Source organism: Parasutterella sp. (assembly GCF_057870745.1).
This window is the reverse complement of record NZ_DBMALT010000003.1, coordinates 98,611-112,506: the sequence shown is the minus strand read 5'-3', so window position 1 is coordinate 112,506 and position 13,896 is coordinate 98,611. Positions and strand designations below refer to the sequence as shown.

12 protein-coding genes are annotated in these 13,896 nt (G+C 50.8%); 11 read left to right on the top strand and 1 reads right to left on the bottom strand.

Annotated features, from left to right (window positions below; genetic code table 11):
• From ACZND6_RS01865 to dusA, 9 genes are all read left to right on the top strand, one after another.
• On the top strand, window positions 1–278 hold a 278-nt coding region (locus tag ACZND6_RS01865), incomplete at its 5' end, for a hypothetical protein (RefSeq protein ID WP_489524330.1).
• Between the two features lie 41 nt (window positions 279–319).
• A complete protein-coding gene (gene rimP, locus ACZND6_RS01860) occupies window positions 320–880 on the top strand; it encodes a ribosome maturation factor RimP (protein WP_300816813.1) in 561 nt (186 codons plus the stop codon).
• The gene (nusA, locus tag ACZND6_RS01855) at window positions 880–2,379 is read left to right on the top strand and encodes a transcription termination factor NusA (RefSeq protein ID WP_293737417.1); all 1,500 of its coding nucleotides are present in this window, start codon (window positions 880–882) and stop codon (window positions 2,377–2,379) included. The genes rimP and nusA overlap by 1 nt, the downstream gene beginning before the upstream one ends.
• Window positions 2,380–2,402: 23 nt before the next feature.
• Window positions 2,403–5,129, top strand: coding sequence for a translation initiation factor IF-2 (gene infB, locus ACZND6_RS01850; RefSeq protein ID WP_155165095.1), 2,727 nt, complete (start codon window positions 2,403–2,405; stop codon window positions 5,127–5,129).
• A gap of 74 nt (window positions 5,130–5,203) precedes the next feature.
• Entirely contained in the window at window positions 5,204–5,578 is a 375-nt protein-coding gene (gene rbfA, locus ACZND6_RS01845; protein ID WP_008863558.1) for a 30S ribosome-binding factor RbfA, read from the top strand.
• Entirely contained in the window at window positions 5,579–6,508 is a 930-nt protein-coding gene (truB, locus tag ACZND6_RS01840) for a tRNA pseudouridine(55) synthase TruB (protein WP_008863559.1), read from the top strand.
• Window positions 6,509–6,516: 8 nt separating this feature from the next.
• Window positions 6,517–8,367, top strand: a complete 1,851-nt coding sequence (typA, locus tag ACZND6_RS01835; protein ID WP_008810948.1) for a translational GTPase TypA — start codon at window positions 6,517–6,519, stop codon at window positions 8,365–8,367.
• Window positions 8,351–8,734, top strand: coding sequence for a YchJ family protein (locus ACZND6_RS01830; protein ID WP_039895886.1), 384 nt, complete (start codon window positions 8,351–8,353; stop codon window positions 8,732–8,734). Before typA ends, ACZND6_RS01830 begins: the two co-directional genes overlap by 17 nt.
• Window positions 8,731–9,762, top strand: coding sequence for a tRNA dihydrouridine(20/20a) synthase DusA (gene dusA / locus ACZND6_RS01825; protein WP_008810950.1), 1,032 nt, complete (start codon window positions 8,731–8,733; stop codon window positions 9,760–9,762). The genes ACZND6_RS01830 and dusA overlap by 4 nt, the downstream gene beginning before the upstream one ends.
• Before the next feature lie 139 nt (window positions 9,763–9,901).
• Here dusA and ACZND6_RS01820 read toward each other — a convergent pair whose 3' ends face one another.
• Window positions 9,902–10,954, bottom strand: coding sequence for a hypothetical protein (locus ACZND6_RS01820; protein WP_293737415.1), 1,053 nt, complete (start codon window positions 10,952–10,954; stop codon window positions 9,902–9,904).
• Window positions 10,955–11,230: 276 nt separating this feature from the next.
• Between ACZND6_RS01820 and ACZND6_RS01815 the strand changes: the two genes are divergently transcribed.
• On the top strand, window positions 11,231–13,531 hold the full coding sequence (locus ACZND6_RS01815) for an inorganic phosphate transporter (protein ID WP_489524329.1): 2,301 nt from the start codon (window positions 11,231–11,233) through the stop codon (window positions 13,529–13,531).
• A 141-nt stretch (window positions 13,532–13,672) separates the two neighbouring features.
• Window positions 13,673–13,885, top strand: a complete 213-nt coding sequence (locus ACZND6_RS01810; protein ID WP_008810953.1) for a tautomerase family protein — start codon at window positions 13,673–13,675, stop codon at window positions 13,883–13,885.
• Window positions 13,886–13,896 lie beyond the last annotated feature (11 nt).

Below are 13,896 nucleotides of genomic sequence, written 5' to 3'. Positions count from 1 at the left end.
GCGTTCCGTTTGTTTATTTCGCAAAAATCAACTTTATCGGATCGCCAGCATGTTTGCATTGGGGCTATGTCAATCGTTCAAATTTATTTTGGACAGTAGTGGAAATGAAAGAGTTATGTCTTGAAAAGTTACGAAAAATCTGTCTATTAGAGTTGTCCATGATGTACAATTGCGCTAGTTTTTGCTTTAAGGCGCGTTGTATGCGTCATAAAGCGCTCGAAAGGCCTTCGGTCGGTCGAGCACCTATCAAAAAGAATTTTTTAAGAGATGGGCTTTGAAGCCCATTTTTTTTTACTTAGGTATTGAGGTTAAATCTGCAATGGCAGTTTCGACACAATTATTTGAAATGATCGATGCCACCGTCGAAGGCTTGGGTTACGAGCTCGTCGATGTGGAAAAACTCCCGCGCGGTTTGATCCGCGTCACGATCGATAAAGACGGCGGGATTACTTTGGACGACTGCGAAAAAGTCAGCAACCAGCTCAACAACGCAATGACGGTTGAGAACGTTGACTACGATCGTCTTGAAGTGTCTTCTCCGGGTGTTGATCGTTCGTTGAAACGTCCTCGTGATTTTGTGAAATTCGTCGGACAGAACGTTCACGTCGAACTTTTTGCTCCGATCACCGGTGAAGGTCTTCCCGAAAACGGCCGCCGTCGTTTGGACGGAACCCTTGACGCCGTTGAAGGTGATGAAAACAACCCCTCGATCACGATGACACTCTCGGAAAATCGTGTTGCACGCACTCCGGCTGAAAAGCAGCGCGCTGCCAAAACCAAGGCCAAGAGTGACACGCCTGCAGTGACCGTTACCTTCCCCTTTAATGATGTTGAGCGGGCTAACCTCGTGCCCGACCTGAATTTCAGAGGTGCAAAATAATGAGCCGTGATTTATTAACAATGGTGGAAGTCCTCGCCCACGAAAAGAACGTTGGTCAGTCCGTCGTTCTGGCTGCATTGGAAAGTGCTTTGGCCAGCGCAGTTAAAAAGGCTGAGTTCCCGGGCGAAGACGCAGATATCGTCGTCAAAGTCGACCCGACAACCGGCGACCAGAAAGTTTGGCGTCAGTGGTTAGTCGTTCCTGACGAACAGGGCCTTCAGGAGCCGGATCGTCAGATTCTTCAGTGGGAGGCTAAGGAAGACTACAGCGACCAGGGCGAAATGAATGTCGGCGACTATGTTCGTAAGCCTCTGCCCGATGTCAACGTAACCGGCCGTCGTTTTGCGACAGACGCAAAACAGGTCATTATTCAGCGCCTGAGAGAAGCCGAGCGTAATCAGCTTTTAAACGAATTCCTTGAACGCTACAAGGACGTTAAGGTTGTCACCGGCCAAGTCAAGCGCTTTGACAAGAGCGATGCGATTATCGAAATCGGCCGCATCGATGCTCGTCTGCCTAGACATCAGATGATCCCGATGGAAAACCTCCGTCCGGGCGATCGTGTTCGCGCTTATGTTCTGAAAATCGATCCGACCTCCAGACAGCAGCAGATCACCCTGTCCCGTACCTGCAATGAATTCTTGGGCGAACTGATGCGTCAGGTCGTTCCCGAAATCAACGAAGGCCTGCTTGAGATCAAGGGCATTGCCCGCGATCCCGGCATCCGTGCCAAAGTTGCCGTCCAGGTTAAGGACAAGCGCATTGATCCGATCGGAAGCTGCATCGGTGTCAAAGGCTCTCGTATTCAGTCCGTTTCCGGCGAACTGATGAATGAGAGAATCGACATTATCCGCTGGGCTGATCAGCCTGCCGAATACGTCATGAGCGCGCTGTCTCCCGCAACGATTTCCTCCATCATCGTCCATGAAGACGAACACAAGGTTGAAGTCGTGACCCCTGACCTTGACAACAGCAAGATCGCAATCGGCAGCAACGGCGTCAACAAGCGTCTTGCCTCCGAGCTGACCGGCTGGGAAATTGAAGTGATGGATGACGACCAGGCGGCTAAGAAGCGTGAAGATGAAATCGCTCCGCGTCGCCAGGAACTCTGCGACCGCCTCGATATCGATGAGGAAGTTGCTCAGGTTCTGATTGAAAACGGCATTGAGACACTTGAAGAAGTTGCTTATCTGCCGGAAGAAGAACTGCTTAGCATCGAACAGTTCGATGAAGATACCGTTAAAGAACTGCGTTCCAGAGCCAGAACGGCATTGCTGACTTCTGCGCTTGAACGTGAAGAGCTCCTCAAGTGGGCCGACAAATCTCTTGTCGACCTTCCGGGGATGACTCATGAAATTGCAAATAAACTGAAGCCTGCCGGCATCAAGACCCTTGATCAGCTTGCCGATTTGTCTACGGACGAACTCGTTGAAATGACGGGTATTGACCACGACAAGGCTGCCGCCCTGATCACAAAGGCTCGCGAAAGCTGGAGCTAATACAAAGGAGGGAATATAGGAATATGGCAAAAACCACTGTTAAAGATTTAGCCGCCGACTTGAATTTGCCGGTTGAGACCCTCCTTTCCCAGTTGAAGGAAGCCGGCCTCTCCCAGAGCACACCCGCCGACGAATTAAGCGAAGCTGATAAGGATCGTTTCTTAACATCCCTGCAGGTTGCCCGCGGCAGCTCGAATGCAGGCCGCCGCAAAATTACGCTGACAAAGCGGGAAAAGAGCGTCATCACTCAGAACGGAGGAGGTTCCTCTCACGCCGTTCAAGTGGAAGTGCGCCGCAAACGCGTTTTGGTGAAGAACCCGGATGTCGTTAATAAAGCCCGCGAAGAAGCCAAGAAGGCAATGGAAGAGCAGAAAGAAAAAGCTCGTCGTTTAGCTGAAGAAGCTGCTGCCCGCGCTAAGGAAGAGGCCGAACGCAAGGCCAAAGAAGAGGCCGAACGTGCTGCCAAACTCAAAGCCGAACAGGAAAAGGCTAAAGCCGAAGAAGCTGCACGCAGACAGAAGGCTGAGGCAGAGCGCAGCATAGAGAAAGCTAAGGCAGAAGCCGAGGCCGCTGCTCGTGCTGCTAAAGAAGCTAAGGAAGCCGCTGTCAAGGCTGAAGCCGACAGAGATGCTGCTCGCCGCGCTGCTGAAGCCGAAGCTCGCGCTATTCGAGAAATGATGTCTGCTCCGAAGAAGGTTCTGACCGCTAAGAAACCGGCTCAGGAAGAAAAACCGCAGGAACAGAAGAAGGTTCACAAGAACAGCGTCAAGAAAGAAAACAAAGGTACGAAGAACAACGCTAAGAACGCAGACAACTGGGGCGACGAAAATCAGAAACGCCGCACTCTCAAGACCCGCGGCGGCGACAACTCTTCGGAAGAAAGCAGCGGCTGGAAGAATGACCGCCGCAACAAACGCGGCAACAAGCACCAGAACCAGAACAACAAGGGCCAGGGCGGAAGACCGCAGACTCCTGCTGTTCAGGAACCCGTTGTTAAGGACATTGAAGTTCCGGAAACCATCACTGTCGCTGATCTCGCTATGAAGATGAGCGTCAAGGCCATTGAAGTCATTAAACAGATGATGAAGCTCGGCCAGATGGTGACGATCAACCAGATGCTTGACCAGGAAACGGCCATGATTGTGGTCGAAGAAATGGGTCATCGTGCGATCGCCGCTAAACCGGAAGATCCGGAAGCCTTCCTGGCTGAAGAAGAAGCCAAGGCTTTGGCCAACTATCCGAAGGAACCTCGTCCTCCGGTCGTGACGATTATGGGTCACGTTGACCACGGTAAGACTTCTTTGCTGGACTACATCAGACGTACTCGTGTTGCCGCAGGCGAAGCCGGCGGTATTACACAGCACATCGGTGCTTACCACGTTGAAACCCCGAGAGGCATTATTACCTTCTTGGATACCCCGGGACACGAAGCCTTCACGGCCATGCGTGCTCGCGGTGCTCAGGTAACCGATATCGTTATTTTGGTGGTTGCAGCCGACGACGGCGTGATGCCGCAGACCAAGGAAGCTATTGCTCACGCGAAGGCCGGCAACGTTCCTCTGGTGGTTGCCATTAACAAGATTGATAAACCGGAAGCTAATCCTGATCGTGTCAAACAGGAACTCGTTGCCAACGAAGTCATCCCTGAGGATTACGGCGGCGACGTGCCGTTCGTCTGCGTGTCTGCTAAGAGCGGACAGGGCATTGACGAGCTGCTTGAAAACGTTCTTCTGCAGGCCGAAATTCTTGAATTGAAGGCTGTGAAAGAAGGTCCTGCTAAGGGCGTCGTGATTGAATCCCGCCTTGACCGCGGTAAGGGTGCGGTTGCTTCCGTCCTCGTTCAGGCCGGTACCTTAAAGCGCGGTGATATCGTCTTGGCCGGCGCCACTTTCGGTCGCGTTCGCGCCATGGTTGACGAAAACGGCAAGTCGGTTCAGAGCGCCGGTCCTTCCATCCCGGTGGAAATTCAAGGCCTCTCCGACGTTCCGCAGGCCGGTGACGAACTCATCGTCGTTTCCGAAGAGCGTAAGGCTCGTGAATTGGCCAACTACCGTCAGGGCAAGTACCGTGACGTTAAGCTGGCTCGCCAGGTCAATGACAAACTCGGCGGTCTTTTTGGTCAGAATCCGGAAGGCCAGAAGACCCTGTCTCTGGTTATCAAGTCCGACGTTCAAGGCTCTCAGGAAGCTTTGGTTCACGCTTTGACCAAACTTTCTACCGATGAAGTTAAGGTCAGCGTGGTTCACGCAGCCGTAGGCGGTATCAGTGAATCTGATATCAACTTGGCGATTGCTTCCAATGCTGTTGTCTTAGGCTTCAACGTCCGTGCCGATGCATTGGCTAGAAAACTGGCTGAAAACAACGGCATCGACATCCGCTACTACAACATCATCTACGACGCCGTAGATGATGTTAAGGCTGCCATGAGCGGCATGCTAGCTCCGGAACGCCGCGAAAACCACGTAGGTCTCGTTGAAATCCGTCAGGTCATTCGCGTCCCCAAAGTGGGCGCAGTGGCAGGCTGCATGGTGCTCGAAGGGGTCGTCAGACGCAACTCTCATGCCCGTCTTTTGCGCAACAATGTGATTATCTGGACAGGTGAGATTAACTCTCTGCGCCGCTTCAAAGACGACGTTAAGGAAGTCAAGGCCGGTGCCGAGTGCGGCATCTCTCTGAAAGGAAACGATGACATTCAGGTCGATGACAAACTCGAAATCTTTGAGGTCGAGGAAGTCGCAAGAACGATCTGAGATTGATATAGCCTGAACACAAAGGAGCTTTCGGGCTCCTTTGTATTTAGCTGGTTTTATTGAGGAGTTGAAAAATGATTAAACCCACCAAACCGGGACGCGCCAACCGTATTGCGGACCAAATCCAGCGTGACGTTGCCGAACTGATTCAGAAAGAAGTAAGCAACCCGAAGACTGGTCTCGTAACGCTGACAGGGTGCGAAATTACTCCTGATTACGCACATGCGACGATCTACTTTACGTCCATCGGTTCTACGCCTGAGGAAGCCACCGAGGCTTTGAACAGCGCAGCTCCGATGCTTCACTCCAGAATCTTCAAGCTTTTGAAGATTCACACCGTTCCTCAGCTGCATTTTGTCTATGACAAGAGCGTCGAACGCGGCTTTGAAATGGATCAGCTGATCCGTCAGGCTCGCGAAGAGGACGGAGAAAAAGTCAAAGGTGAATAATTGGGTCGTCGTCGCAAAGGTTTAAAAATTGACGGCGTTTTATTGCTCGATAAGCCGGTAGGTTTGTCGAGCAATAGCGCTTTACAGAAGGCACGCCGCCTTCTGAATGCACAAAAAGCCGGCCATACCGGCACGCTTGATCCTTTAGCAAGCGGACTGCTTCCCTTGTGTTTCGGGGAAGCGACAAAGTTTTCTGCCGATTTACTCAACGCCGATAAGGAATATTTAACGACGGTGAAGTTCGGAGAAAAGACCTCTACAGGAGACGCTGAAGGCGAAGTCATCTTTTCGGCCGAGCCGAAATTTACCTTCAAAGAATTCTGTGCCGTTTTAGAGAGATTCAGAGGAGAGATCGTTCAAATACCTCCGATGTATTCAGCCTTGAAAAAGGACGGAGTTCCTTTGTATAAATTCGCAAGAAAAGGTGAAGAAATCGAGAGAGAGCCCCGTAAAGTAGTAATATCCTCACTTGACATCGTGGACTTCCAACCGCCTGAAGTCACCCTTCTGGTGCGTTGCTCCAAGGGTACCTATATTCGTACGCTTGGGGAAGACATAGGCGAAGCCTTAGGCTGCGGCGCCCATTTAAAGACGCTGCGGAGGACGGCTATTGCCGATCTCCACATTGAAGAAGCTGTGGATTTGGATCTGTTTGAACGCATGACTGAGGAGCAGCGCATTGCTGTTTTGCTTCCTCCGGATCGATTGCTGCAGAGTCTTGCGCCCGTCAAGCTAGATGAAGAAGCGACTAAGAAGTTTCTGAACGGTATGAAGGTACGCACGGACGAGCGTTCGATCGAGGAGGCTAAAGTGCGTGTGTACGGTATCTCAGCTGAAAAAACTGAATTTTTACTCGGCGTCGGACGTTTGACTTCCGACGGAGTCCTGGCGCCGGATCGATTAATTTCGTTTGTAGACAACGATAGATAATTTTTAATATGACTCGAGCGATTAGAAATATTGCGATTATTGCTCACGTGGACCATGGTAAAACCACGTTGGTGGATCAGCTGCTGAAACAGTCCGGCACCTTCCGTGCCAATCAGGCTGTTGCCGAGCGCGTGATGGACAGTAACGACATCGAACGCGAACGCGGCATTACGATTTTGGCGAAAAACTGCGCCGTCGAATACGAAGGCACCCACATCAACATCATCGATACCCCGGGACATGCGGACTTCGGCGGTGAAGTCGAACGCGTTTTGTCTATGGTTGACGGCGTTCTGTTGCTCGTGGATGCGGTAGAAGGCCCGATGCCGCAGACTCGTTTCGTGACCAAGAAAGCGTTGGCTTTAGGTCTGAAACCGATTGTTGTGATTAACAAGATTGATCGTCCGGGCGCTCGTCCTGACTGGGTTATCAACCAAACCTTTGATCTGTTCGACAAACTGGGCGCTACAGAAGAACAGCTGGACTTCCCTGTGATCTACGCTTCTGCTCTGAACGGGTTTGCCGGTTTCACGGATGATGTTGAAGAACTGAAGAAGATCGGAAACATGAAGGCGATTTTCGACACGATTCTGGAAAAAGTTCCGGTTCGTGACGACGATCCTGACGGTCCTCTGCAGATGCAGATTTCCTCTCTGGACTACTCCAGCTACGTCGGTAAGATCGGTATCGGCCGTATTAAGCGCGGCCGCATTAAACCGCTTCAGGAAGTTCTGATCATGAACGGCCCGGATTCCGAACCGAAGCGCGCCAAGGTCAATCAGGTTCTGAAGTTCCAGGGCTTGGAAAGAAAACTGGTTGACGAGGCTGAAGCCGGCGACATCGTTCTGATCAACGGTATCGAAGAAATCGGCATCGGTACTACCTTAACCGATGTGAACCATCCGGATGCGCTGCCGCTCCTGCACGTTGACGAACCGACTCTGACGATGAACTTCCATGTCAACACCAGCCCTCTGGCTGGTAAGGAAGGCAAATTCGTCACCAGTCGTCAGATTCGCGAACGTCTTGAACGCGAATTAAAGAGCAATGTTGCTATGCGCATGAAACCGACCGACAACGAAGGCGTTTTCGAAGTGGCCGGCCGCGGTGAACTGCACCTGACGATTTTGATTGAAAACATGCGTCGTGAAGGCTATGAACTAGCTGTTTCCCGTCCGCGCGTCGTTTACAAAGAAGTCGACGGCGTCAAGATGGAGCCGTTCGAAATGCTGACCGTTGACGTGGAAGAAAACCATCAAGGTCCCGTCATGGAAGAGCTCGGCCGCAGAAAGGGCGACCTTCAGGACATGCAGCCGGACGGAAAAGGTCGTGTTCGTCTCGAATACCGCATTCCCGCCCGTGGCTTGATCGGTTTCCAGAACGACTTTCTCACGATGACTCGCGGCACCGGTGTCATGAGCCATGTGTTTGATGAGTACGGTCCTGTTAAGTCCGGAGACTTGGGTGAACGCCGCAACGGCGCCATCATCAGCCAGGACGACGGCAACGCCGTTGCTTATGCTCTGTGGAAGATTCAGGAAAGAGGACGTTTGTTCATCGGTCCGGGAGAACCTATTTATGAAGGCATGGTGATCGGTGTTCACTCTCGTGACAACGACATTGTCGTGACCCCGATTAAGGGAAAACAACTCACCAACATTCGTGCTTCAGGTACCGACGAAGCCATTCGTCTTGTTCCTCCGATTCAGCTGACACTGGAAAGTGCCGTTGAATTCATCAACGATGACGAACTGGCTGAAATCACACCGAAGAGCATTCGTATCCGTAAGCGCTGGCTGAAGGAATTCGAACGCCGCCGTGCTGCACGCGGAGACAGTCGCGTTGGCCCGGGAATCTAAACCCAAATGTCCGTGCGGCAGCGGCAAGCCTTATGAAGACTGCTGCGGGCCGCTTCTTGCCGGCGCCCCCGCACCCGATGCGAGGGCGCTTATGCGTTCTCGCTATACGGCTTTCGTGAAGGAAGACAAGGACTATCTTCTCAGAACCTGGCACGAGAGCACCCGCCCCAAAGAATTAGATTTTGAGCCGCTCCATTGGCGCAGTCTCAAGATTGAGGCCTTCATGCCTTTATCGGAGACAACGGCACGTGTGAAATTCGTTGCGAAAGCACGAGACGATGCCGGAAATATGATCACTTTGAAAGAAAACAGCCGATTTGTAAAAGAAAACGGCCGTTGGTACTACATTGACGGAATCCTTTCATGACAGATAATGTTTACGACCCGATCGGGTGGCGCTTTTGTGTCGCACCGATGCTGGATCTGACAGATCGCCATTGCAGATACTTTCATCGTCTGCTTTCTCATCGTGCTCGACTTTACACCGAGATGGTGACGACCGGAGCGCTGGTTCACGGCGATGTTCCCCATCATCTTGATTTTTCCGAAGCGGAGCATCGGGTTGCTCTGCAGCTCGGAGGATCCGATCCGAAGGATCTGGCCCACGGCGCTAAGCTTGCTCAGCAATGGGGATATGACGAAGTTAATCTTAACTGCGGATGTCCGAGCGAACGTGTGCAGAAAGGCTCGTTCGGTGCTTGTTTAATGGCCGAACCCGGCTTGGTCGCGGATTGCGTTAAAGCCATGCAGGACGCAACTCATCTGCCAGTCACCATCAAACATCGCGTCGGTATTGATGCCAATAATGATTACGGTTTTGTGCGTGACTTTGTCGGTACGTTATTTAATGCCGGCGTTCGTGTTTTTATTGTTCATGCCCGTAATGCATGGCTGAAGGGATTGTCGCCAAAAGAAAACCGTGAAATCCCGCCGCTTCGCAGAGAAGTGGTTTATCAGCTTAAGAAAGATTTTCCGGAAGCGATCATTGTCATTAACGGCGCGCTTCAGGATCTAGGCGAATGTGAAGCCGAACTCAAACACGTGGACGGCGTTATGCTGGGTCGAGCCGCTTATTACACACCGTGGCTTCTCACTGATGTTGATGCCCGCCTTTACAACGACGAACACGCTCCCGTGACGCGCGATCGAGTGATCGACGCCATGGAAGAGTATGTTCGCTTCATTAAGCCGGATGATCATTCTCTGCGGGCCTGCTGCCGGCATATGCACGGACTGCTGACGGGCTTGGCAGGAGCGAAAGTTTGGCGTCGCACGTTAAGCGATACAGCTTTGATCCGTGAGCAGGGAGCGGATATTTTCCGCTATGCCTACGGCAAAGCAGGCTGGGCAGATGTCGAATCGTTCCCCGATGAAGACAGAGAGTTTTTCTCGTAGAAACTAAAATTCAAAAACAAGAATCCTGAATTTCATTACTGAGTTCAGGATTTTTTCTTACTGAGTAGCGGCATAAATAAAACCCGTCTCCCACGACAGGAAACGGGCTTGAAAATCAGAAAACTCTGATTTTTTCTAACTACTTGGCTGCTTTAAGAATAGCTTCGGCAGCTGTTGTGTTGAAGAAGAAACGACGGCTTTCCAGAGTAGTTCCTTTAGCAAAGAATTTGCCCGGACGGAAAATCTTGTCGCCTTTGCCCGGGGCCACGAAAGCCATCTTGGAGACGCCGCTTTCCTGTTCTTCAATACCGTATTCAGCAGGTGTGACTTCCTTCGGCATGGTCAGCACGACAGCATGAGAGCGGCCGTTGTTGACAACGTTCCATTTACCGGTCGCAACTGGGGCTTCACCTGTCGGGGTGCAGAACATGGTTTCTCTCTTAACCGGAGTCACGCGGAAAGTGCCGCTCACAGCCTTCGGATCGGCTTTATCAAACATAATGCCGTAGGCGTGGCCGGAGACGCGTTTGAGGCAGAACGGAATGGAAGAGAAATTCTTCAGCAGTTCGTCGCTGGTGGAGGCGCTTGTGAAGTTCTGGTTGATCGGAATGACCATTTCGTCATTCAGGAAGGTTGTGTCGGCCTTGTAGGCAATAGATCCGGCCGGGAAAACTTCATTACCGACTTTCTCAGCTTCGGCAAGAGGTTCGCCTTTGCGGTTTTTCAGGAATTCGGACATCTTTAATCCGCTGACGTCGAAGGCACGAAGCTTGATACCGATTTGGACGGGGCTCTTGCTTGCACCGAACTTAAGGAGAGCGGTGCCATTCTTTTCGAAGACGATGCTGGTCGGATAAGAAAGAGAGATCTTTTCGGTTTTGGTTGCAATGTAGCCGGCATCTGTTTGAGCCGGAATCAGACCAAGGTCACCTCTGTCTTGCTTCAGCAGCAGCGGAGCTGCTCCGCGGCGCGGCTTTTTCCCTTCAACGACAGACCAAGCGGAAGTATCTTTTCCGTCAATCACCCAAACGGGATGATTTTTCATGATCTCCTGAGTTGTCGTAGAAAGAGCAACGGGTTCTTTTGTTGAGCTCGAGAACAGGTTGTCCAGAAAACCCGCTTGGCTCATTGAGCAGACGGACACAAGGGACAAAGCAACGACTGATTGAGCAGTAATAGATTTCAAATTCACAATAACCTCTTTAGAAATTGCTCTTACAAGTTTTGAACAAAAGAATGCTAACTCAAAAATGTGTAGAGGTTGATACTAATGCATAAAGTTTCTCATCCTCCAAAATGGCTACTTATCTCGCCTACATTGGGGATGTCGCCCATGATAGTACCCATTATTTAGTCTGTTAAGAAGATGTAGTCTGGAAAGTAGAGGAAATGCTGAGTTTTGTGTCACGCATTCGTCATATTCACCCACTAGAATCCCTTTGTTTTTTTATAAAGATAACCATCTACTATGGATACATTTCTCACGTGCACGATGGTCTTTCTGATGCTCCTGGCAAGCTTCAACTTGTTTGTGGGTGTCAGCAACGACGCCGTGAACTTCTTGAGTTCTGCATTGGGGTCTAAGAGTGCCCGATACAACATCGTTATGGGTGTTGCCGCCGCGGGTGTTCTTTTAGGCTGCACCTTCTCAAGCGGAATGATGGAAATTGCGAGAAGCGGGATTTTTAGTCCGCAGCTTTTTACCTATTGGGACGTCATGCTCATCTTCTTCGCGGTGATGCTTACAGATGTTCTTCTCTTAGATACCTTTAACTCTCTTGGTCTTCCTACTTCGACCACGGTATCTATCGTTTTCGAGCTCCTTGGTGCTTCCGTCGTTTCTGCGGCATACAAGCTGTGGGTTTCGACCGGAACCATTATCGGACTTGGCGCTTACATTAACAACGAAAAGGCCCTGTCGATTATCATCGGTATTTTGGCTTCCGTCGTGATTGCCTTTACCTTCGGTACGATCATTCAGTGGCTGATGCGTTACCTCTTCACGTTCCGTTATCAGAAAGTTTATCGTTACGTCGGCGGTATTTATTCAGGCCTGTGCCTTACCGCGATTTTCTACTTCCTGATTGTTAAGGGTGCAAAGGGTGCTTCCTTCATGACGCCTGCGCTGATCGCGTGGCTGGATGCAAACACCGAAACCCTAATGTGGAGTTTCTTCCTCACGATTACTGTCGTTTTCCAGATCCTGATTTGGTTCTGGAACTTTAATGCACTTCGTATCGTTATCTTGGCAGGTACGTTCGCCTTAGCCTTTGCGTTCGCAGGCAACGACTTGGTGAACTTCGTGGGTGTGCCTTTAGCCGCGATGCAAAGTGCCGGTATCGCCGCTTCAGCAGAAGCTGCGAATCCCGCCCTCACGCCGACAACGCTGTACATGGGCGCTCTTAAGGAGTCTGTCGTTACTCCGACGATTTGGCTCATCATTTCTGGTTTGATCATGGTCTGCACGCTTTGGTTCAGCCCGAAAGCTCAGCGTGTGGTCCAGACTGCGATCAATTTGTCCGCCAGCGAACGCAGCGAAAAAGAACAGTTTGGCTCTACTGTTGGCGCCCGTGTTTTGGTCCGCTCCGGCCTCGGTGTCAATCGAATCATCAATCAGATCTTGCCGCGTTCTGTGTTGGATAACATCGACAGACACTTTGAAAAACCGCGCTTGAAAAAAGGCGAAGTCCCTCTGCCGTTTGACCAGGTTCGCGCCTCTGTGAACTTGGTGCTCGCCAGTATTCTGATTGCGACTGCGACCAGCATGAAGCTTCCGCTGTCTACAACCTACGTCACTTTTATGGTTGCTATGGGCAGCTCTTTAGCAGACGGCGCCTGGGATAGAGAAACGGCTGTTTACCGAATTTCCGGTGTGATGGCGGTAATCAGCGGCTGGTTCCTGACGGCTTTCACAGCCTTCATCGCCGCCGGTATTGCCGTTCTACTGTGCATCTGGTTCGGACCAATCTTTATGGTAATCGGCGGTGTCTGTGTCGTCGCTCTTCTGGTTCGCTCCAACTTTTTCAGTAAAGATAAGAAAGTTGAAGCGATGGAAGGTTTCGAAGCCGGTTTATCCAAAGAAGAGCTGCGTAAACGCTTTAACGCTGCGATCGACCGTAACCTGAAGCAGACGATCGACATCTTCTCCAACACCACGATGAACTTCCTCTCGGAAGACTATTCGGCGGTGAAAAAAGACAAGCTTGAGGCTCAGGAACTCTTAGATCACATTTCTCTGCTTCGAAGCCAGTACTACCTCATGATCAGTCATGGTCAGGGTGCAGGAAAAGACTACGACGCACGTAATTACTATTACCGCACGTTCTCAAATGTCAAAGACGTTGCTCAGGATTTGCGCAATACAGTCAATCAGATGGAACAGCATCTGGCTAACAGCCACTCGGTCTTCAAGGGCCAGCTCCGAACCAATTTGCTTAAGGCCGTTGACGCATTGTCGAACTTCCAGAAATCTCTGTCTGAGTACGTGATGAACGGTTCGACAACGGACGAAGTGCTTCTTCGCTTATCCAATACGAACCTTGAGGAAGTCAATGCATTCCAGCTCGAACTGATGAAGGAAATTGAAGTCAATAAGATGCCTCTTCATCGTTCTGAACTGTACTTGTCCATCCTTCAGCTCTATCGCGAAATCATCAATCGTTATACGGTCATTATGCTGCTGCAGCGTGAGTTGAACTTCATGCTCACCGAAAGACATGAGGAAGAAAACGCACCGGCGGTTCCGGCAAAGCCTCAGGCACAGCAATAAGCTAAGAGTCGTTTGACGAAAAAGCGGGTAGTCCTTCGGGGCGCCCGCTAATTTTATTGCCTGTCGGAATCGTCTTGAAGACGTTGACGCTCGTTCGCATGGCTTGTACAGTGAAACGATCATTTCCTTAGGAGCTGTATTATGCCATTCGTTAGAATTTGCGTTACAGGCGATGAAGAACGCCCCACGTCAGAACAAAAGAAAGAGTTAATCGCAGGCGTGACGAAACTCGTCGGCGATGTTCTTGGAAAGAACACCTCAAACATGGTTGTCATCATTGATGAGATTCCGATGGAAAACTATGGAATCGGAGGTAAGACCGTCAGAGAACGTCGCAAAGAAAAACAAAGCTAACGATCAAAAGA